This window comes from Pantoea sp. SO10 (assembly GCF_005281435.1).
GTDB classification, from domain to species: domain Bacteria; phylum Pseudomonadota; class Gammaproteobacteria; order Enterobacterales; family Enterobacteriaceae; genus Pantoea; species Pantoea leporis.
The window spans coordinates 3,382,501-3,406,767 of the sequence record NZ_CP040095.1 but is presented as its reverse complement, the minus strand read 5'-3'; the positions used below and the strand labels follow the sequence as shown (position 1 = coordinate 3,406,767).

Annotated in this window: 6 protein-coding genes; 3 read left to right on the top strand and 3 right to left on the bottom strand. The window is 58.1% G+C overall.

Features of this window, described 5'->3' with window-relative positions:
- Nucleotides 1-34: 34 nt before the first annotated feature.
- The 3 genes from FCN45_RS15645 to metK form a co-directional block, all read right to left on the bottom strand.
- Nucleotides 35-547: a SprT family zinc-dependent metalloprotease gene (locus FCN45_RS15645; protein ID WP_137386420.1), complete on the bottom strand. Its 513-nt coding sequence runs from the start codon at nt 545-547 to the stop codon at nt 35-37.
- An 82-nt stretch (nt 548-629) separates the two neighbouring features.
- Nucleotides 630-2,024 (bottom strand): sugar porter family MFS transporter, encoded by a 1,395-nt coding sequence (locus tag FCN45_RS15640; RefSeq protein WP_110868021.1) that lies wholly within the window; start codon nt 2,022-2,024, stop codon nt 630-632.
- Between the two features lie 470 nt (nt 2,025-2,494).
- Nucleotides 2,495-3,649, bottom strand: a complete 1,155-nt coding sequence (metK, locus tag FCN45_RS15635) for a methionine adenosyltransferase (protein WP_137386419.1) — start codon at nt 3,647-3,649, stop codon at nt 2,495-2,497.
- 782 nt (nt 3,650-4,431) lie between these two features.
- Here metK and speA point away from each other — a divergent pair.
- The 3 genes from speA (at nt 4,432) to FCN45_RS15615 (ending at nt 24,217) form a co-directional block, all read left to right on the top strand.
- On the top strand, nt 4,432-6,411 hold the full coding sequence (speA, locus tag FCN45_RS15630; RefSeq protein ID WP_101761914.1) for a biosynthetic arginine decarboxylase: 1,980 nt from the start codon (nt 4,432-4,434) through the stop codon (nt 6,409-6,411).
- A gap of 714 nt (nt 6,412-7,125) precedes the next feature.
- Entirely contained in the window at nt 7,126-7,815 is a 690-nt protein-coding gene (locus FCN45_RS15625) for an EAL domain-containing protein (RefSeq protein WP_137386418.1), read from the top strand.
- A gap of 307 nt (nt 7,816-8,122) precedes the next feature.
- Nucleotides 8,123-24,217, top strand: a complete 16,095-nt coding sequence (locus FCN45_RS15615; protein WP_137386417.1) for an Ig-like domain-containing protein — start codon at nt 8,123-8,125, stop codon at nt 24,215-24,217.
- Nucleotides 24,218-24,267: the final 50 nt, after the last annotated feature.

The following is a 24,267-nucleotide window of genomic DNA, read 5'->3' as shown; positions in this document are numbered from 1 at the left end:
CGCACGGGATATGAGATTAGGCTAGGTTGCTGAACTAATTCGATAAAAATTCACCGGGTTGCAGCAGGGATTTGCAGTGCACACAGCGATATTCGCTTTCTCCACGCAGCACACGATTATGGCGCCGTACGGTGAGCTGATGCTGCTGACAGCGGCAGCGATAGGGGAAGGTGTTGCTGCGCACCGAGGCGATTTCAAACTGGTGGGTGCGGCGCGCAGGCACGCCAAGCACGCTCTCCATCATCCATTTCCACTCTTTGCCGTGTGGCGGCACGCGGCCAAAGGTTTTCCACACCAGCAGATGCGCCAGTTCGTGCGGCACCACTTCATCAACGAATGCCTGCTGATTCTCCAGCAGCAGCACCGGATTGATGCGGATTTCCCACTTCTCCAGCCATGCGGTGCCCGCAGCGGTGCCGCGCTGCTGATAAACCAGCGAGGGCTCATCAAAGCGACGTTCCAGCTTCTCGTTGGCCAGCTGTAAATAGTGGCGCAGCGAGCGCATAACGGCTTGCTGTAAGGCGATGGGAAGGCGCGGTGTTTTCATGGGGGGCAGCATAAAAGGTTGCCAGAACGATCTCAAATAAAAAGGGCTGCCAATTGGCAGCCCTTGCATTCGCTCATCGGGATTACTTCTGACCGATATCGCGCAGTTTTTTGCCGGACATAAGGTTGCGCTCGATGTGCTCCAGCGAGACGTTTTTGGTCTCTGGAATCAGCGCCAGCGTCAGCAGAATGAAGAACACGTTGAGACCGGCGTAAACCCAGAAGGTTGGCGCGTTGCCCAGCGTATTCAGCATAGTCAGGAAGGTCGCACCGACAATCATGTTGGCAATCCAGTTGGTCGCGGTGGACACCGTGATACCGAAGTCGCGGCCTTTCAGCGGCTGAATCTCGGAACACAGTACCCAAATCAGCGGGCCAGCAGACATCGCAAAACCAATGATGAACATCAGCAGCATCGCCACCGCGAAGTATTGCGCTTCTTGAGAATGGATGCCGATGTGCAGCATGGTGCCGAGAATGCCCATACCCAGCGCCATCACCAGGAAGCCCAGCAGCAGCGTAGGTTTACGGCCCCAGCGATCCACCAGACCGATAGCAATAAAGGTCGCCAGCACGTTTACCAGACCAACAATGACCGTGCCCCACATTTGCTGCGTGGTGTTGGCAAAGCCAGCGATTTCGAAGATCTTCGGTGCGTAGTACATGATGACGTTCATGCCGGTGAACTGCTGCATCACCTGCAACAGCACGCCAAGGAACACTGCGCGGCGGAAGTTGCTGTTGCTCTGGAACAGCTGCCAGCCCGACTGTTTAATTTTCAGGCTTTCACGGATTTCATCCAGTTCGCGTTTGGCTTGTTCACTGGTATCACGCAGACGCGATAACACGCGCTCAGCACTGCGGAAATCACCTTTAGCCGCCAGCCAGCGTGGGCTGTTGGGCAGGAAGAAGACGCCAACCAGCAGCAGTACCGCAGGAATAGTGATGATGCCCAGCATCCAGCGCCATGCGCCAGCGTCGCTGAACGCGGTATCCGAGAGATACGCCGCCAGAATACCGATGGTAATCATCAGCTGATACAGCGAAATCATACTGCCGCGAATCTTCTCTGGTGCGATTTCCGAGAGATACAGCGGCGCGGTGTAAGAGGCAACACCCACGGCCAGGCCAAGCACCACACGCGCGGCGATCAGCATTTCCGGGCTGGTTGCACCCGCAGACCACAGTGAACCGATAACGAAAAGAATCGCACCGGCCATCAGGCTCTTTTTACGACCCAGACGCGATGACATCCAGCCGCTGCCCACCGCACCGACGGCAGCACCAAACATCATTGAGCTGACGATCCACTCTTGCTGGTGGGCAGTGACGTTAAAATCTTTCGCGATGAAAGGCAGAGCACCGGCGATAACACCGATATCCAGACCAAACAGCAAGCCGGCCAGCGCCGCTAAGAAGCAGACAAACAAGGTCATGACCTTATTTGAAGTTCTGCTCTTGTGATTATTACCAGGCATGAAGCCTCCAAAGTTTATCCATCGTTGTTGTTATCAATGTTATGAAACCTGTCGGCGGAAAAAAGTGAGTAAGATCACACCAGTGTAATCGGTTACACACGCTGAAACCCTGCAATCCAGCATTTTCCGCCCGAAATAGTTACGTAACCAGTAAGGTATAGCACCCTTTAAGTTTCTGACATCGCACTAAATACCGGCTATCAGACGACGCTGAAAATAACGCATTTTCAGAGTAATAACTACGCTGAAAAATCTCTAAATTGCCGATTGATAAAGGATTTCAAAATGTAATCGTTATCACTAAGTTGTAAGCGAGGTGAAAGAAGTGTAGACGGCGGAGAAAAATGTGCCTGACGATGCAAAGGCATAAAAAAAGCCCGCCAAAGCGAGCTTCGATGTCAAATTGTGCAGCGTCGCCCTCTCCCGTGGGAGAGGGCCGGGGCGAGGGCATCAGCCCGCAGAGGAGTCTGTTACTTCAAACCCGCCGCTTCGCGCAGCTGCGCGGCTTTGTCAATCTGCTCCCACGGGAAGTGCTCACGACCAAAGTGACCGTATGCTGCGGTCTCTTTGTAGATCGGTTTCAGCAGATCCATCATCTGAATCAGGCCGTATGGACGCAGGTCGAAGAACTCGCGCACCAGCAGCGTCAGCTGCTCGGTGGAAACTTTCTCGGTACCGAAAGTTTCAACCATGATCGAGGTTGGCTCAGCCACGCCGATGGCGTAAGAAACCTGGATTTCACAACGGTCAGCCAGGCCAGCCGCGACGATGTTTTTCGCCACATAACGTGCAGCGTAAGCGGCAGAACGGTCGACTTTTGACGGATCCTTACCTGAGAACGCGCCGCCACCGTGACGCGCCATGCCGCCGTAGGTATCAACGATAATTTTACGACCGGTCAGACCGCAGTCGCCCATTGGACCACCGATGACAAAACGGCCAGTTGGGTTGATGTGGTATTTGGTGCTGGCGGTGATCCACTCAGTCGGCAGAACCGGCTTGATGATCTCTTCCATCACCGCTTCACGCAGATCGGCGGTGGTCACATCTTCAGCATGCTGGGTCGAGAGTACAACTGCATCGATACCGACAATTTTGCCGTCATCGTACTGGAAGGTAATCTGGCTTTTTGCATCCGGACGCAGCCACGGCAGTGAACCACTTTTACGCACTTCAGCCTGACGCTGCACCAGACGGTGCGCGTAGGTGACCGGCGCTGGCATCAGCACATCGGTTTCGTTGCTGGCGTAGCCGAACATCAGGCCCTGATCGCCCGCGCCTTGTTCCAGCGGATCGGTACGGTCAACGCCCTGATTGATGTCTGGAGATTGCTTACCAATCGCGCTCAGCACTGCGCAAGAGTTCGCATCAAAGCCCATATCGGAATGGACATAGCCGATTTCACGTACGGTATTACGGGTGATCTCTTCGATATCCACCCATGCGCTGGTGGTGATTTCACCGCCAACCAGCACCATACCGGTCTTCACGTAAGTTTCGCAGGCCACGCGCGCTTTAGGATCCTGCTCGAGGATCGCATCCAGCACGGCATCGGAAATTTGGTCAGCGATTTTATCAGGATGTCCTTCTGATACGGACTCAGATGTAAAAAGGTGTTTAGCCATTCTGTTCTTTACCTTAAAAATGGTTTGAATACGACTGCATAGCGTAAGCGGGATCAGACCGACTCGACGCCCCTTCAGGCAAAGCCGCAAGCAGTGGCAGCGAGAGCATTAACTCACACCGCCTGGATGTTAATCAGTTTAGATGGAAAACCATCTGGACGGCTATTCTAGGTTACTCAGTGAGCACTTTTCCAGTGCTTTTTCCGATCCCGCATTTTCCGCAACATCCTAAGTGGAATCATTTCCTGACACCGCGCGCAGTTACTGACAAAGATTTTGCAATTTACCCCGCGTGGCTGTATAAAACGCCGCTGCTGTCGACCACAGCCGCAAAGGATGACGCCGCCGTGCGTCGCGCCGTCAGATGCCATTTAATCTGACCTTCACCCAAGCCGTTTCTCGCATGCTTTAAGCAGGCGATGGAGGTGATTAAAGTAATGAACCACTCTTTCTCTCGCTTTGGTTCACTGCGCTGTTCCGGCGCGCTGGCACTCCTTTCACACTCCAAACCCGTTTTTTTCTCTTATCGACGTTGTGTTCATTCTCCCGACACGCGCGCCGGTTAACATTTCTCTGCATCTATTACTCTATTTCGCTGTCTACTGACCGTGGAAGTCTCAGGCTATTTGCCCCGACTTTGGCGCGGTGTTTTACACTTAGAGTCAGCATTGCACAGTGCAACCTTACAGAGGCAGCAAGCAGGATGAGGCAATTTTTACCTGGCGCCACCATGACAAAACTCGGTAACAAATTCATATTTCAACGGAAAATTGAGGTTCGCGATGTCTGACGACATGAAGAATATCAAGGGTTCGTCAGCTGGCGAACAAGGTGTACTCCGCTCCATGCAGGAGGTGGCGATGAACGATCAGGAAGCGAGCAGAATGCTGCGTACCTACAACATTGCCTGGTGGGGAAACAACTATTACGACGTCAACGAGCTGGGGCACATCAGCGTGTGTCCCGATCCGGATCAGCCGGAAGTGCGCGTTGACTTAGCGAAGCTGGTGAAAGAGCGCGAAGCCGACGGTCAACGTCTGCCGGCGCTGTTCTGCTTCCCGCAGATTCTCCAGCATCGTCTGCGTTCGATTAATGCCGCCTTCAAACGCGCGCGTGAATCTTACGGCTATAAAGGTGATTACTTCCTGGTTTACCCAATCAAGGTGAATCAGCATAAGCGCGTGATTGAGTCGCTGGTCAACTCTGGCGAACCGCTGGGCTTGGAAGCCGGTTCGAAAGCCGAGCTGATGGCTGTGCTGGCCCACGCCGGCAAAACCCGTTCGGTGATTGTCTGCAACGGCTATAAAGACCGCGAATACATTCGTCTGGCGCTGATCGGTGAAAAGCTCGGCCACAAAGTCTATCTGGTGATCGAGAAGATGACCGAAGTGCGTCTGGTGCTGGAAGAGGCCGAGCGTCTGAATGTGATTCCGCGTCTTGGTATCCGCGCGCGTCTGGCGTCGCAGGGCTCAGGCAAGTGGCAGTCAAGCGGCGGTGAAAAATCGAAATTTGGCCTGGCGGCATCGCAGGTATTACAGCTGGTCGATATCATGCGCAAAGCGGGCCGTCTCGATAGCCTGCAACTGCTGCACTTCCATCTCGGTTCGCAGATGTCCAACATCCGCGACATCGCGACCGGCGTGCGTGAGTCGGCGCGTTTCTACGTGGAGCTGGCGAAGCTGGGCGTTAACATCAAATGCTTCGATGTGGGCGGCGGTTTGGGCGTGGATTATGAAGGAACCCGCTCGCAGTCAGATTGCTCGGTCAACTACGGTCTGAACGAATACGCCAACAACGTGATTTGGGCGATTGGCGATGCCTGTGAAGAGAACGGGCTGGAGCATCCAACCGTGATCACCGAGTCAGGTCGTGCGGTGACGGCGCACCACACCGTGCTGGTGTCCAACATCATTGGTGTTGAGCGTAACGAGTTCAGCACGCCGGTGGCACCGGATGCCGATTCACCGCGTCCGATTCAGAGCCTGTGGGATACGTGGCAGGAGATGCACGAACCCGACGTGCGTCGTTCGCTGCGCGAATGGCTGCACGATAGCCAAATGGATCTGTTCGACATCCATACCGGTTATTCATCAGGCACCTACGATCTCGGCCAGCGCGCCTGGGCAGAGCAGCTTTATCTGAGCATCTGCCACTACATTCAGCAGCATCTCGATCCCAGCAACCGCGCGCATCGCCCGATCATTGATGAGCTGCAGGAGCGCATGGCGGATAAGATTTACGTCAACTTCTCGCTGTTCCAGTCAATGCCGGATGCGTGGGGCATCGATCAGCTGTTCCCGGTGCTGCCGTTGGAAGGGCTGAATAAAATGCCGAAGCGTCGCGCGGTGTTGCTCGACATCACCTGTGATTCCGATGGCACCATCGATCACTACGTCGATGGCGATGGCATTGCCACCACCATGCCGATGCCGGAATACGACATCGACAATCCGCCGATGCTCGGCTTCTTTATGGTGGGCGCGTATCAGGAAATTCTCGGCAACATGCATAACCTGTTCGGTGATACCGAAGCGGTTGATGTGTTTGCGTTCCCGGATGGCAGCGTGGAAGTCCAGTTGTCGGATGAGGGCGATACCGTAGCGGATATGCTTGAGTACGTGCAGCTGAATCCTAACGATTTGATGACGCTGTTCCGCGATCAGGTAACGCAACAAACGGATATAGATGAAGAGCTGCGCGCGCAGTTCTTGTCTGAATTCGAGAGTGGCTTGTACGGTTATACCTATTTAGAAGATGAGTAATTAATTGTTCTTAAACCGAGCTCGCAAGGGCTCGGTTTTCGCTTTTCCTGCTATATCCGCGCCTGAAAATAATAATTTAATTTGATTTGTGAAGACGATCACCTTTGGCTTATTTGTAACCCGCCACGTAAATCCCACATTTACCTCCCCAAATGTTATCTCCTTCTTTTCTCTAATAAAGCGAGTCGGCAACGCTGATTATTTTCTTAATATCCTTACCTTACTTACTGATTCATCATGGATTAAGCAGTTATTCTGTTATGTATTCTTTGCAATGCATAATAAAAATTTAAACATTAAGGTTTTAATAGTCACCATAGAAATTAGTGGTTATTGGCGCTTTTTGGAAGCATAGATTCCAGATAAAACATTTTGCAATTTGAGTTAAGGAGAGCTATTAAATCGCGCAGAATCTTTTTTTATCGTTATTTTTCAATTCGATAAGGTTTTTACAGATCTCTTAAAGTAAACGATAAGTTAAATTAGATTAAGAATTTTCTGAGCTTTTGTGAATTTTAGAGAAATTTACTTACGTTATTGATTGATTTAAACGATTGAAGTTACCTAAAGTGTTTACTGAAATCTATTTCTCAAAGTGTAAGTAGTACGTTAACCTTCAGTTAAGACATTAAGTTTTATCAATGTTTGCCTTACTTCTTACATGAGAAATCCTGATAGTTTAAGGCTATCAGGCAGTTGCAGTAAGGATATGAAATGAGCAATCAACCGAAGACAGTGTTCTTGTTGGAGCCGGTTTACGATTTATCCGGCCAGGTGATTGCCAGGGAATTGTTAACGCGTCTTGCAGACGACGCAGATATCAATAATAAGCGTAACCCTGAAAGGGATGTTGGGTTCTTCAGTCAGCTTTCTGCTGACGTTAAATGGCAGTTATTCCTCCACCAGATCGAAAAACTTATTCAGCTATACCAGAAAGGGTTCGACCAGATTGTCAGTATCAATGTTGATAGAGATATCGTAGCCAGCATTTTTAAAGATGCTGAAATACAAGAAAAACTGGCTCAACTGACGCTGTTGCGTCTGGAAATATCAGCATTCTTTACTGCGCGATTTAATAGCGCCGATCTGTTGATTTTAAAAGGTGTCGCGAAAGTGACGCCGGCCCCTTTATGGCTCGATGACTTTGGCCCGGGTTATTCCAACCTTTCCATGTTTGATAGCGGAATATTTGAAATCGTCAAGATTGACAAAGAATTTTTTTGGAAATTTGGCGACGGTCGCACCTTTGACATTCTGCTCGACCATCTCAACGAATTATGCAACGGCGTCATCGTTGAGGGTGTTGAAAATCAACAACAGGTCGACCTGCTGTCGCATAAAGCAATTTATGGCATGCAGGGCTATTTGTGGCAGAGCGTCTATCTCGATGATTTATTAGCTTAATCCTGAAATTATTGGGTTGGTTTCATCCCTCGGGGAAGTAAAAAAATGTCAAAGCCTGGGCTTTATGCGTTTCACGTCATTTGTGCCCGGCCGCTTGAGAATAAATATATTTTTCCCGTGGTGATTTTAAGAAATAAAACCAATCAGTTATCAGGATGGCGGCTAAACAAAACTCAACGCGATTTCATTCTCAGCCTGTATGAAATCGATCAAGAGAAGAAGTGAATAATCGTCGCGATTATTCGCTGTAAAAGCCGGTGTCTGCTGATACCGGGCGTGATTATGGAAACTGCGGGATCTCGATAACATGAATAATATCTCAGTAACCCCAAAAGGTGGGACCGTTGCTTCTGAGCTGAGTGGAAATCAAGTTAATTTGACCGCTCCGAGTTTGGTGAAGCTGCATCTTAATCAGTCTGATATTAAGTCTTTCACACGCAATGGTAATGATTTAGTCGTCACCACGAAGTCTGGTGAAGTGGTTGTTATTCATGATTTTTATAGCCCGAATGGCGATAGCGATCTGGTTCTGCAGGACGATCGCGGCGCCATGTGGTGGGTTGAAGATCCCGGTACAGAAGGTTTCCAGTACGTTTCAATCGACAGCACCGAAGGGCTGTTAGCGGAAAACACCACCAATAACGGCACCATTGCCGCCTTTGGTATCGGTGGTGCGGCGCTGGCGGGCTTAGGTGCGCTGTTTGCCGGTTCAGGTGGTGGTGGCGGTAATGCCTCGCCGACCAATCCCGATGACGGTAACAACGGCGGCAATCCCACCAACCCAACTAATCCCACCAACCCAACCAATCCCACCGATCCCGGTGAAAACGACACTACGCCGCCAACCGCCATCACGGATTTGGTGATCAACGACGCCGTAGGTCCGTACCAGGGCGCGATTGGCGCGGGTGCCATTACCGATGACAACACACCCACGCTGAGCGGCACCGCTGAAGCGGGCGCGATTGTCAGCATCTACGATGGCAGCACGCTGCTCGGCACCGTGACCGTTGGCGCCGATGGCCGCTGGAGCTTTACCACGCCAGCGCTGGCGGAGGGTCAGCATAGTTTGACCGCTACCGTCACCGACGCGGCGGGGAACACCAGCCCAGCGACCAATCCGGTGGATTTCACCGTGGATACCGTGGCACCCGCAACGGTTGGCGACCTGAGCGTTATTAACAACAGCGGCTCGACTGCGCAGCCCATACCTAACGGCGGCGCGACCAAAGACACCACGCCAGTGCTGAGCGGAACGGCGGAAGCGGGCTCGATTATCACCATCCGCGATGGCGATACGGTGCTCGGCAGTGTCATCGTGGGCAGCAATGGCGCATGGAGCTTTACCAGCCCAGCGCTGGGTGAGGGCAGCCATACGTTGAGCATCACCGCCACCGATGCGGCGGGCAACGTCAGCACGCCAGCGACCATCACTTTCACCGTGGATACGCAAGCGCCAGCAGCAGTCATCGACCTGCAGGTTAACGATAATTCAGGCGGCAGCGGCGGCACCGTAACTAACGGCGGGACAACCGATGACAATACGCCGACGCTTACCGGCAGCGGTGAAGTGGGCGCGATTGTCAGCGTTTATGATGGGCAAACGCTGCTGGGTACGGCGGTCGTGGGTTCCGATGGCAGCTGGAGTTACACCACCAGCGCCCTGAGTAATGGCAGCCACAGCCTGACTGTGACCGTGACCGATGCGGCTGGCAACGTCAGCGCGCCATCAGCCCCTTATGAAATCACCGTGCAGGCCGCTATTCCGCCGGCCACAACGTCGCTGGAAATCACCGATGACTCCGGCAACACGCTGGTGCAGCTCAGCAACGGCGCCAGCACTCAGGATAACACGCCAACGTTGAGCGGCCTGGCGACGGCGGGTGCGCTGATCACGCTGTATAACGGCACCACGGTGCTGGGTAGCGTGGTTGCGGGCAGCGATGGTCAGTGGACCTTTACCCCAACTGCGTTGGCTGACGGTGCCTACGCGCTGCACGCCACCGTTGATAACAACGCGGGCAGCGTGACGCAAACGCCAACCATCACCATCACGGTGGATACCGTCGCACCTGCTGCGGCCGGTGGCGTAACGCTGAGCGATAACGATGGCAGCACGCTACAACCGATTGCCGCCGGTGGCGCGACCAATAACACCACGCCGGTGCTGAGCGGCACCGCTGAACCGGGCAGCACCGTCACCGTGCGTGATGGCGATAGCGTGCTCGGTACGGCAACCGTGGGCAGCAATGGGTCATGGAGCTTCACTGCGCCGACCTTAACCGAAGGCGGTCACAGCCTGACCGCCACGGTCACCGACGCGGCAGGTAATGTGGGTCCAACCTCGACGCCGATCGCCTTCACCGTGGATACTCAGGCACCTGCGGGTGCCAGCAATGTGGTGATCAGCGATAACGTCGGTGCTGCAACCGGCCCAATCACCGCGGGCGGCACCACCGACGACAGCACACCCACGCTATCCGGTAACGGTGAAGCCAACGCCATCGTCAAAATTTATGATGGCAGCACGCTGCTCGGCAGCGTCACCGTTGGCAACGACGGTACCTGGAGCTTTACCACGCCAACGTTGAGCAACGGTAGCCATTCGCTCAGCGTAACGGTGACCGATGCGTCAGGTAACGTCAGCCCAGCGACAACCGGTGTTGGCTTCACCGTCAACGCTGGCGTACCGCCAACCACCAGCACGCTGGAAATTACCGATGACAGCGGCAACACACTTCGCCTGTTGCCAGAAGGTTCCAGCACGCAGGACACCACGCCAACCTTGAGCGGTCTGGCCTCGGCGGGCGCGCTCATCGAGTTATATAACGGTACCACGCTGCTCGGCAGCACCGTCGCGGGTGCGGATGGGCAATGGAGCTTTACGCCAGCTACCGCGCTGGCTGACGGGACTTATGCCTTCCACGCCACGGCCACTGATACCAATGGCAATGTGACCGATTCCGGCACCCTCAACATCACTATTGATAACACCGCGCCGGCAGCGGCTGGCGACTTGCAATTGAGCGATAACAGTGGCAGCACCGTGGTACCCATTGCCTCTGGCGGCACCAGCAATGACAACACGCCAACCTTGAGCGGCACCGCAGAACCGGGCAGCACCGTTACCGTGCTGGATGGCACCAACGTGATCGGCAGCGCAACGGTGGGCAGCGACGGCAGCTGGAGCTTCACCTCGCCAACCCTGAGTGACGGCAACCACAGCCTCACCACCACCGTCACCGATCCGGCCGGCAACACCGGTCCGGCGTCGCCTGCCGTTACTTTAACAGTGGATACCACGCCGCCAGCCGTTATTGCCGATCTGGTGATCGAAGATAGCGTCGGCGCGGTACAAGGGCCGTTAACGTCCGGCGATACTACCGATGACCGCGCACCAACCCTGAGCGGCACCGGCGAGCCGAATGCCACTATCAGCATTTACGATGGCACCACGCTGCTGGGTAACACCACCGTGGGCACCGACGGAACCTGGAGTTTCACCACGCCAGCGTTGAGCAATGGCAGCCATACCCTCACCGTCACCGCCACGGACAGCGCCGGTAACGTCGGCCCAGCCAGTCCGCCGATTGTGATCAACGTTGATGCGGCTATCCCGCCAGCCACATCGTCGCTGGAAGTGACGGATGAAAACGGCAATACAGTGGGTCAGCTGACTGACGGCGGCAGCACCAACAATGACAGCCCGGTATTAACCGGTTTGGCGGGGCCCGGCAATATCATAACCCTGTATGACGGCACCACCGTGCTGGGCAGCACCACGGCGGGCAGTAACGGTCAGTGGATTTTCTATGTCACCGGTTTAGGCAATGGTCCGCATGCGTTGCACGGCACCATTACCGATGCCAACGGCAACGTCACTGATACCGCCACCATCAACATCACCGTCGATACTGTTGCGCCAGATGCCGCAACCGACGTGGAACTCACCAACGATGCGGGCAGCATTACGCAGCCAGTTACCGCCGGCGGGGCCAGCAATGACGCGACGCCAGTCTTAAGCGGCAGCGCGGAAGCGGGCAGCACCGTTACTATCCTTGATGGCACCACCGTGTTGGGTACCGTGACGGTCGGCAGCGACGGTAACTGGAGCTTTACCACACCGACGCTGGCGGAGGGCAATCACAGCCTGAGCACCACCGTGACCGATGCGGCGGGCAATGTCAGCCCGGCGACCACACCGATCGCCTTCAGCGTAGACACCACCGCGCCAGCGCCGGTCAGCGGTTTGGTGGTAAACGATAACGTCGGCGGCAGCACCGGTCCGTTGACTTCGGGCACCATCACCGACGACAGCACGCCAACTTTGAGCGGCAGCGCCGAAGCGGGATCGGTGGTGCGCGTCTATGACGGCACCACGCTACTGGGCTCGGCGACAGTGGGCAGCGACGGTAGCTGGAGCTTCACGCCAGATGCCGCGCTGACTAACGGCCAACACAGCCTGACCACCACCGTCACCGATGCGGCAGGCAATGTTAGCCCGTCGTCGCCGGTATTTACCCTCAATGTCGATGCTGGCGTTCCGGCGACCAGCAGCCTGCTGGTGGTGACCGACGACAGCGGCAGCACGCTGGTTGAACTGCCAAACAACTCCAGCACTAACGACACCACGCCGATTCTTAGCGGCCAGGCGGGCGCGGGCGATCTGATCACGCTGTATAACGGCACCACCATCATTGGCAGCACGGTCGCGGGTAGCGATGGGCAGTGGAACTTCACGCCTGCGGCGCTGGCCGATGCCACTTACGCTTTCCACGCGGTCGCCACCAACGCCACAACCGGCGTGGAGACCGATTCGCCAACCATCAACATCACCATTGATACCGTGGTGCCGACCGCGCCAACCGGCGTGGCGCTGGAAGATGGTGCAGGTGTGCCGATCCCGGAAGGCAGCAGCACCAACACCAACACGCCAACCTTGAGCGGTAGCGGTGAAATTGGCAGCACAGTGACCATCTCGGATGGCACCACCGTGCTCGGCACCACCACGGTGGGCAACGATGGCAGCTGGAGTTACACCACGCCACCGTTGAGCGATGGCGATCATAGCCTGACCTCAACCGTTACCGATGCCGCCGGTAATACCGGCCCGGCTTCTACGCCGGTGACGGTGACCATCGATACCCAGCCGCCTGCCGCAGCGGGCAATGTGCAGTTCACCAACGATGATGGCACACCGCTGGCTTCAGGTAGCACTACCGGCGACACCACGCCAACCCTGAACGGCACCGCCGAACCGGGCAGCACCGTGACGGTGAGCGATGGCACTACGGTGCTGGGCACCGCAATCACCGGCATCGACGGCAACTGGAGCTTTACACCAACCGATCCGCTGAGTGAAGGGCAGCACAATCTCACCACCACCGTCACCGATACGGCCGGTAACGTCGGCCCTGCGTCGTCGGTGGTGATTGTGATTGTGGATACCACGCCACCGGCAGCGGCGACCGATTTGCAACTGAGCAACGATGGCAGCGGCACGCTGGTGCCGGTCGCGGATGGCGGCACCACCAACGATGTTACGCCGGTGTTGAGCGGTCGTGCGGAACCGGGCAGCGTCGTGACGGTGTCTGATGGCAGCACGGCGTTGGGTTCGGTGACCGTCGGCAACGATGGCAATTGGAGCTTTACCTCTCCGGCGCTCGGCGATGGTTCACACAGCCTGACCACCACCGTGACCGATGCGGCGGGCAATACCGGCGCGGCCAGCACGCCATTGACCTTCACCATCGATACCACGGCACCGCCAGCACCGGGCGGTGTGCAGCTGAGTAACGACAGCAGCGGCACGTCTGTTCCTATTCCCTCAGGTGCGGCAACCAATGATGCAACGCCAGTATTGAGCGGCACCGCAGCAGCGGGCAGCACCATTACCGTTTCTGATGGCGCTACCGTACTCGGTACCGTCACCGTCGGCAGCGGCGGAACATGGAGCTTCACCACGCCAGCGCTGAACGAGGGCAATCACAGCCTGACCGCCACCGTTACCAGTCCGGCGGGCAACACCGGTGCGCCCTCTGCGCCCATTGTGGTCACCGTGGATATCACGCCACCTGCGGCGGCAACGGGTCTGCAACTCAGTAACAACGAAGGAGCGACGCCGGTACCGATTGCTGCGGGCGGCACCACTAATGACACCACACCTGCGCTGAGCGGCATTGCAGAAGCGGGCAGCATCGTCACGGTGAGTGATGGCACGACCGTGATCGGCAGCGCAGCCGTTGGCAGCGATGGCAGCTGGAGCGTGATCCCCACCGCACCGTTGACGGCGGGAGAGCACACGCTTACTGCGACCGTCACCGATCCGGCCGGTAACGTTAGCCCGGCATCGGCCCCCATCGTCGTCAATATCGACACCGCCCAGCCGCCAGTCGCAGCTGACCTTGAGCTGAACAATGACAACGGCGGCACGCCAGTTCCGATTGCGTCCGGCGGCGCGACCAATGACACCACGCCGGTGCTCAGCGGTAGCGCAGCGGCGGGCAGCACCGTCACCGTACTGGATGGCACCACCGTGCTCGGCACCGTTGTGGTTGGCAGCGGCGGCAGCTGGAGCTTCAGCACACCGGCGTTGAGCGAAGGCGCGCACAGCCTGACCACCACCGTCACCAGCGCATCGGGTAATGTCAGCGATCCGTCTGCGCCGATTAACTTCACCGTGGATACGCAGCCACCGGCAACCTCAACCGGTCTGCAACTGAGTAACGACGGCGGTACGGCGATTGCCGCTGGCGGTATCACCAACGACAGCACGCCCGTGTTGCGCGGCAGCGCCGAAGCGGGCAGCACCGTCACGGTACTGGATGGCACCACCGTGCTGGGCACCGCCACGGCGGACACCGACGGCAACTGGAGCTTTACGCCAACGATCGCGCTGAGCGAGGGCGCACACAGCCTGACCACCACCGTCACCGATGCGGCGGGCAACAGCAGCGGCGCATCCGCGCCGGTTACCTTTACCGTGGATACCACACCGCCAGCCGCCGCCACCGATCTGCAGCTCAGCAATAACAACAGCGGCACGGCGATTCCTGTTGATACCGGCGGTCGCACCAACGACACCACGCCAGTGTTGAGCGGCAGTGCCGAAGCGGGCAGCGTCGTCACGGTACGTGATGGCACCGAGGTACTGGGCAGCACCACCGTCGGCACCGATGGCAAATGGAGCTTCACTCCGGCCAATCCGCTGGACGAGGGCGCGCATAGCCTGACCGCTACCGTCACCGATCCGGCCGGTAACGTCGGCCCGGCCTCTACGCCGTACGCGGTTACCATCGATATCACCGCGCCGCCAGCCGTGATTACGGTAGCACTCAGTAACGATCAGGGCAGCACGCCAACGCCAATCGTCTCGGGCGGAGCCACTAACGACACCACGCCGGTGCTGAGCGGTACCGCCGAGGCGGACAACATCATCATCGTGCGTGACGGCACCACCGTGCTGGGCTCGACGATTGTTGGCACCGATGGAACCTGGAGCTTCACCTCGCCAGCACTGAGCCAGGGCGCGCACAGCCTGACGGCAACCGTCACTGACGCCGCAGGCAACAGCAGCGCTCCGTCTACGGCAATCGCCTTTATCGTCGATACCGAGGCGCCGAATGCGGCGACAGGGCTGCAACTGAGCAATGATTCCGGCCAAACGCCGGTACCGATTGCTGCAGGCGGCGCCACCAACGACACCACACCGGTGTTGAGCGGCAGCGCTGAAGCAGGCAGCATCGTGATTGTTTCTGACGGCAGCAACGTGCTGGGCTCGGTTGTGGTCGGCAGCGGCGGCAGCTGGAGCTTCACTTCGCCGGAGCTGGGCGAGGGCGATCACAGCCTGACCACCACGGTGACCGATGCCGCAGGTAACGTCAGTTCGCCGTCCGCGGCCCTGAACTTCAGCATTGATACCACGCCACCAGTGGCGCCGGGCGCGATCGCGCTGAATAACAACAACGGCAGTTCACCGGTTACGATTGCCGCAGGCAGCACCACCAACGATGCCACACCGGCGATCAGCGGTACCGCTGCAGCCGGCAGCACCGTGACCGTGCTGGATGGCGCTACCGTGCTGGGCACCGCGATTGTTGGCAGTAACGGACAGTGGAGCTTCACCACGCCAACGCTGGGTGAAGGTGCGCACAGCCTGACGGCGACCGTCACCGATCCTGAGGGTAACGTCGGTCCTGCCTCCGCAGCCATTGCCTTTAACGTTGATACCGTTGCGCCTGTTGCGGCAACCGGACTGGTGCTGAACAACGACAACGGCGGTTCGCCGGTGCCGATTGCTAACAACGGCACCACCAACGACAACACGCCAGAGTTGAGCGGTACCGCAGAAGCCAACAGCATTGTGATTGTGTCTGACGGCACTACCGTGCTGGGCAGCGCCGTCGCCGATGCGCAGGGTGCCTGGAGCTTCTCACCCAATCTGACCGATGGCACGCACAACCTGAGCGTGACGGTGCGTGACGCCGCAGGTAACACCGGACCGGCAAGCAGCACCATCACCGTCACCGTGGATACCGTGGCACCGCCAGCGGCGAGCGGCCTGACGCTGACCAACGATATTGGTACACCCGTTAGCATTCCGAACGGCGGGCTCACCAACGACAGCACACCGGTGCTGAGCGGTTCTGGACAAGCGGGCAGCATCATCACCGTGTCCGATCAGAACGGCGTGTTGGGATCCACCACCGTCGGGGCGGGCGGAACCTGGACCTTCACGCCGGCGAGCGCGCTGGCGGATGGAACCCATACCTTTAGCGTCACGGCCAGCGATGCGGCAGGAAACGTCAGTGCGCCGAGCACCATTGGCGTCGTGATTGATGCCACACCGCCAGCGGCAGCGCTGAACGTGGTGGCCAGTAATGATGAAGGCACGTCGCCGGTGGCTATCACCAACGGCGGCTTCACCAACGACAACACGCCATTCCTCACCGGTACCGCCGAAGCGGGCAGCACGGTGATTATCCGTGACGGCACAACCATCATCGGTAGCGCTTCGGTGGGCAGCAACGGCCAGTGGAGCTTCACCTCACCCACGCTGGATGAGGGCGCGCACAGCCTGAGCACCACCGTGGTGGATGCGGCGGGCAATTTGAGTACAGCGTCACCGGCGATTGATTTTACCGTCGACAGCGTGGTTCCAGCGCCAGCCACGCTGGTGGTGAACAATGACAACAGCGGGACGCCCGTACTGGTGCCGAACGGCGCCACCACCAGCGACAACACGCCGTTGCTGAGTGGCACAGCGGAAGCGGGCAGCCTGGTCACTCTTTATGATGGCACCACCGTTATCGGCTCGACCACCGCAACGGCGGGCGGAACCTGGAGCTTCAGCTCACCGACCTTAACTGAGGGTTCGCATACGCTGACCGCTACCGTAACCGACGAGGTCGGCAACGTCAGTTCGCCATCCTCGACCTTTACCGTGGTGGTGGATGCCACCGCACCGCAGCCGGCTGACGATCTGCTGCTGCAAAATAACAATGGTGGCTCACCGGTGACCATTGCCGATGGCGGCATTACCAATGACAGCACGCCAGCCATCAGCGGCACGGCGGAAGCCAACGCGATCGTTCGCGTCTATGACGGCACCACCTTAGTGGGTTCAGCCGTAGCAGGCAGCAACGGCGCATGGAGCATCACCACCAGCGCGCTGACGGACGCAACGCATACGCTGAATGTCACCGTGACCGATGCGGCGGGCAACGTGAGCGCCAATGCCTCGGTATCATTGACGGTGGACACCTCTACGCCGGCAGCGGTGTCGAGCTTTGCTATTTACAATAATGCGGCCACTACCACCGTGCAGGTGGCGGATGACGGTGACTCCAACGACAACACGCCTTTGCTAAGCGGAACCGGTGTAGCGGGCACCATCATCAACATCTACGAGGGCAGCGATCTTCTTGGCACTACCACGGTAGGCGACAACGGCGAGTGGCGCTTTGAAACCGCGGCTTTAGATGATGGCCAGCACAGCTTCACCGTTTCAGTCACCAACGCTGCGGGCACGACGGGCCCGGAAGCGATACCGATTACGATTAATATTGATACGGCTGCACCGGCAACGGTCAGCGATCTTGTCGTAACAGACGATGAGGGGGGCAGCACCGGTCCGTTGACGTCGGGTCAAACCACCGATGACAGCACGCCAACGCTGAGCGGCTCCGCTGAAGCGGGCAGCCGAGTGTCGGTTTACGATGGCACCACGCTGCTGGGCACCGTGATCGCTACTGGCGGCACATGGAGCTTCACGCCGGGCAGTGCGCTCTCTAACGGCGAGCATAACTTCACCTTCACAGTGACCGATGCAGCAGGCAACGTCAGCGCGGCAAGCAGTCCGGCGTTTACGCTCAATATCGCAGCGGATCTGCCGCCAGCGGTCAGTACGCTGGTGATCACCGACGATAGCGGCAATTCACTGGTTACCGTGAATGACGGCGCCAATATCAAGGACGGCACGCCGGTATTAACCGGCGCGGCAGATGTGGGGGATGTGATTACCATTCACGATGGTGCTACCGTGTTGGGTAGCGTTACCGTCGGTGCGACCGGGCAATGGACCTTCACGCCAACGCTGAATGATGGACCGCACGGCATCTATGTCACCACGGTCAATTCAGTGGGTAATCCGGGCGCAACCTCGCCAACGGTGAACTTCACTATTGATACCGTGGCACCGCTTGCAGCAACTAACCTCTCTGCCGCTAATAACAACGACGGCGTAACCGTGCCGATTGCTAACAACGGATCGACCAACGACAGCACTCCGCAACTCACCGGCACCGCTGAAGCCAACGGCATTGTCACTGTTTATGATGGCAACACCGTCATCGGCTCGACCACCGCCAATGGCCTCGGCGCATGGAGCTTCACGTCGCCAACGCTGAGTCAGGGCGGACATGCGCTGAGCGTCACCGTGACGGATGCGGCGGGTAACGTCAGTCCACGCTCTGATGTTGTGAACCTCACGGTCGATACCGTGGCACCCAACGCTTCGACGCTGGTGGTCACCAACGACGTCACCAGCACAGTGGTGCCAAATGGCGGTTCGACCAACGACAACACGCCGACGCTGAGCGGTACCGCAGAAGTGGGCAGTGTGATCACCGTTTACGACGGTACGACCTTGCTCGGTTCGGTTGCTGCCGGAACAGGCGGAGCATGGAGCTTTATTTCACCGGTACTGGGCGAAGGCAGCCATTCGCTCACCGTTCGCGTAACAGATGCCGCCGGTAACACTAGCGCGGCATCCAGCACCGCAACGGTGACTGTGGATACCGTCGTACCAACGGCGGTGAGCGGTTTGACTGCTGCCAACAACAACGGCAGTTCGCCGGTGACCATTGCTGCGGGGGGGAACACCAACGACAACACGCCAGCGCTGAGCGGTACGGCGGAAGCGGGTAGCGTGGTGGTGATCCGTGATGGCGTCGACATTATTGGTTCTGTCACCGCAGGCAGCAACGGCGCATGGAGCTTCACGTCACCCACGCTGGCTGATGGTCTGCATACCCTGAACGTGACGGCGACCGATCTCGCCGGTAACGTCAGCCCGAATGCGGCGATCAGCTTCACTGTGACCACGGCAGCACCAACGCCAGTCACCGATCTGGTGGTTTCTGACAACGTAGGTGCAACACAAGGGGCACTCACCAGCGGTGCGGCGACCGATGACAACACGCCAACGCTGAGCGGTAATGCCACCGCTGGCAATATCGTGATTATCTCGGAAGGCACCACGGTGCTGGGTTCTGTGGTGGCGGGCAGCAATGGTGCGTGGAGCTTTACCACTGCCGCATTGAGCGACGGATCGCATCCGTTGAGCGTGACGGTGCGCGATGCAGCCGGTAACACCAGCGCGGCGACCAACTTCACGGTCAATGTCGATACGGTGGCGCCAGCCAACGCAACCTTGTTAATCACTAATGATCTTACCAGCACCACGGTACCGAATGGTGGTGCAACTAACGACAGCACGCCAACGCTGAGCGGTACGGCGGAAGCCGGCAGCCGCGTGTCGATTTACGATGGCAGCACCCTGCTGGGTACGGCGGTGGCAGGCAGCAACGGCGCATGGACCTTCACCACCGACGTCCTGACGCAAGGCGCTCATTCACTGAGCGTCACGGTCACCGATGCGGCGGGTAACGTCAGCGGCAGCACCTCGGCCACGGTAATTATTGATACCGTCGCGCCGGTGGCGGTAACCGGTCTGGCCGCGGCCAACAACAACGGCAGCACGCCGGTGGCGATTGCCAATAACGGCAGCACCAATGACAACACGCCAGCGCTGAGCGGTACGGCAGAAGCGGGCAGTCTGGTGATTATCCGCGATGGCACCTCGATTATCGGTTCTGTTACCGCAGGCACTAACGGCGCATGGAGCTTCACCACGCCAACGCTGGCGGAGGGGGCGCACACCTTCAACGTCACGGCGACGGATGCAGCGGGCAACGTCAGCCCGAATGCAACGCTGACTCTGACGGTGGATACCGTGGCACCGGCGCCCGTCACTAACCTGGTGATCAACGATAATGTGGGCGGCATTCAGGGGCCACTGGCGGACGGTGCGGTGACCGATGATGCCACGCCAACGCTGAGTGGTACGGCAGAAGCGAATGCGATTGTCACTATCTACGACGACACCACGGTGCTGGGTTCAGTGGTGGCTGGCGCGGGCGGTGCATGGACCTTTACTACTGCTACGCTAGGCAACGGTGTGCATCCGCTGAGCGTGACGGTGAAAGATGCGGCGGGTAACACCAGTGCCGCCACCACGCCGGTTTCCATCACGGTAGACACCGTGGCGCCAGCGGCCTCAACGCTGGTGATCACCAATGACATCACCAGTAGCACGGTGCCGAGTGGTGGCTTCACCAACGACAACACCCCAACGCTGAGCGGTGTGGCGGAAGCGGGCAGCCGCGTGTCGATTTATGATGGCGCGACGTTGCTGGGGACGGCGATTGCGAATGGCACAGGCGCGTGGACCTTCACCACCGACGTACTCTCCACCGGCACGCATCCACTCAGCGTTACGGTCACCGACGCGGCGGGTAACGTTAGTGGCAGTACCTCGGCCTCGGTAACCATCGATACCACGCCGCCAGCGGCAGTCACCAATCTGGTGGCCGCTAACAATAACGGCAGTACAGCGGTGACCATTCCGAACAACGGCGTGACCAACGACAATACGCCGCTGTTGACCGGATCCGGCGAGATTGGCGCGAAGATCAGCGTTTACGATGGCACCACGCTGCTGGGCACCACCACGGTGGGCAGCGGTGGCACATGGAGCTTCGTCTCGACGGCGCTGAGCAACGGTGTACATACGCTGAACGTCACGGCAACCGATGCGGCGGGTAACGTGAGCCCGAACGCCTCAACCACCCTGACGATTGATACCGTGGCGCCGAATCCGGTGACTAATCTGGTGATCAATGATGACGTCGGCACTCTTCAGGGGCCGCTGGCGAACGGTGCCTTTACCGATGACGCCACACCAACCCTGAGCGGCACGGCGGAAGCCAACGCGATTGTGACCATCTACGACGGTACCACCGTGATAGGTTCCACCACCGCCAATGGTTCAGGTGCATGGAGCTTCACCACCGCGACCCTGAGCAACGGTAGCCATCCGCTGAGCGTGACGGTGACCGATGCCGCGGGTAACACCAGTGCGGCATCGGCGACGGTTTCCATTACGGTGGATACCGTGGCACCAGCGGCGTCAACGCTGGTGATCACCAATGATGTCACCAGTACCGTGGTACCGAGCGGCGGTGCTACCAACGACACCACGCCAACGCTGAGCGGCGTGGCGGAAGCGGGCAGCCGTGTATCGATCTACGATGGTGGTACCTTGTTAGGCACGGCGATTGCGGGTAGCACTGGCGCATGGACCTTCACCACCGCCGCGCTCACGCAGGGCACGCATCCATTGAGCGTGACGGTAACGGACACGGCCGGTAACGTCAGCGGGACGACGTCGGCGTTGGTCATTATCGATACCACGCCGCCAGCGGCGGTCACTAACCTGGTTGCCGCCAATAACAACGGCAGCACGGCGGTGACCATCCCGAATAACGGCATTACCAACGACAGCACGCCGCTGTTGACCGGTAACGGCGAAGTCGGGGCACGGATCAGCGTATACGACGGCACCACACTGCTGGGCACCACCACGGTGGGCAGCGGTGGCACATGGAGCTTCGTCTCAACTGCGCTGAGCAATGGCATCCATACACTGAACGTGACGGCAACCGATGCGGCGGGCAACGTCAGCCCGAACGCCTCGACCACGCTGCGCATCGACACTGTGGCACCAACGGCCAGTACGCTCACCATTACCGACGACGCCGGCAGCACGCCGGTGGCGTTGACCAATGGCGCGTACACCCGTGACACCACGCCGGTGTTGAACGGCACGGCGGAAGTGGGCGCGATTGTCACCATCTACGATGGCACCACCGCACTGGGCTCAGTAACCGTTGGCGCGGGTGGCAGCTGGACTTACACCCCCAGCGCACTGGCGAACGGTGCGCATCCGTTGAGCGTAACGGTGACCGATTCGGCGGGTAACGTCAGCACCGGTAACACGGCGGTGACGGTGAACGTCGATACTGTGCCGCCTGCGGCGGTAAGTGGCCTGGCAATCAACGGTGCCGGTACCACGGTCACCGGTAGCGGTGAAGTGGGGGCAACGGTAACGGTACGTGATGCGGGCGGTAACGCGCTGGGTACAACGACGGTAGGCAGCGGCGGTTCATGGTCGGTGAGCCTGAGTACGGCGCAAACCACCGGTGCTTCGCTGTCGGTGATTCAGACTGACCGCGCAGGCAACGTATCAACCAGCACCCCGCTGACCGGTGCGATTCAAATCGTGGCAGCGAATGATGTCAACGAAGTGGATTACACCACCCAAATCGGCACCATCACCAATGCCAATACCAGTTCTACCAGCGTCGCATTGCTGAGCGTTAACCTCGGCAGCGTACTGGGTGTGGGAGTATTGAGCAGCACTAACGCCTATATGTTTAACGTTGGCGCAGGGGATACGCGCACGGTGACATTACACGCCTCGGCCACCAGCCTGGCGGCGCTGACATCGACTTATACCTTGTACCTCTATCAACAGCAGGCGAACGGCACCTGGGCGCTGAAATCCAGCAACGCCAACTACATCACCACGGTTCTGACCATTGGTACACAAACCGGTGGCAACGTGACTTACAGCAACCTCGGAACAGGTAACTATGCCGTGCTGTTGGGCACCAGCAACGGCGTTGGCGTGTTGCCATCGACTACCGTCACCACCACGTCGGATATTACGACGCTGGCGTTGACCGTGGCGGCAACTGTCACCGGCAACCTGTTGACCAACGATACCAGCTCCGTCGCCGGTACGGTGCCGAACGGTACGGTGGTCACCCAGGTGACTGGCAATGCGATTGCGGCCACCGGTAACACGGTGATCACCAGCAGCTACGGTACGCTGACCATCGATTCGCACGGTAACTACACCTATACGCTGAAGGCGGGACTGGATGCCGATCTGGTGCCAGCCACCGACGTCTTCACCTATTCGGTGCGTGATGCCAGCGGCGCGGTGACCTCGGCCAGCTTGACGGTGAACCTGCACAACGGTGCATCCACCAGCACGCTGCTGGCGACCAACAGTCTGGTGGCCGAAGCCACCAATGACCATGACGCCAGCGGCAGCATCTACGGTTCAGCATCGGGCACGCACACCGGAACCTTGAGTATCACTAATGAACACGGCGATATCACCACGGTTCACAGCGTGGGTACGACGTCGATTGCCGGCGACTTTGGTGTGCTGAGTATTGCCGCCAACGGTAACTACACCTATTCACTGAATGCGGGCGTGGATGGACAATCCATTACCCATAAAGAGGTGTTCAGTTACACCCTGGCGGCGAGCGATGGCACCATCACCACGCAGTCGTTCACCATTGAGCTGCATCCAACTATCACAGGAACCACGGGGGCTGACACGCTAACCGGCGGTGCCTACGACGACACCATCACCAGCGGTGCCGGCGCAGATACGTTGGTGTATCACTTACTGGCGAGTGCGGATGCTACCGGCGGTAACGGTCACGATACCTGGACCGACTTCAATGTCGCGCAAGGCGACAAAATTGACGTCAGTAACTTGCTTATCGGCTGGAATGATTCCACAAGTAATATTAATGATTTCGTGAAAGTGGATCATACTTCAGATGGCAATACGGTGCTTTCCATTGACCGTGATGGTACCGGTACGGGTTACAGCACCACTCAGCTGATTACGCTGGAAGGCGTGAACGTTTCTCTGGAGGAGCTGCTGCAACAACCGCACCAAAACCACACGGCGTAATCGCTCTGTGATGCAGGGATGCAGTTAGGGCACAGGGATGTGCCCCTTTC

What these genes read in the sequence shown, in the direction of transcription:
- FCN45_RS15640 (WP_110868021.1), bottom strand. Translation starts at nt 2,024, where the DNA reads ATGCCTGGTAATAATCACAAGAGCAGAACTTCAAATAAGGTCATGACC.
- FCN45_RS15645 (WP_137386420.1), bottom strand. Translation starts at nt 547, where the DNA reads ATGAAAACACCGCGCCTTCCCATCGCCTTACAGCAAGCCGTTATGCGC.
- FCN45_RS15625 (WP_137386418.1), top strand. Translation starts at nt 7,126, where the DNA reads ATGAGCAATCAACCGAAGACAGTGTTCTTGTTGGAGCCGGTTTACGAT.
- FCN45_RS15615 (WP_137386417.1), top strand. Translation starts at nt 8,123, where the DNA reads ATGAATAATATCTCAGTAACCCCAAAAGGTGGGACCGTTGCTTCTGAG.
- speA (WP_101761914.1), top strand. Translation starts at nt 4,432, where the DNA reads ATGTCTGACGACATGAAGAATATCAAGGGTTCGTCAGCTGGCGAACAA.
- metK (WP_137386419.1), bottom strand. Translation starts at nt 3,649, where the DNA reads ATGGCTAAACACCTTTTTACATCTGAGTCCGTATCAGAAGGACATCCT.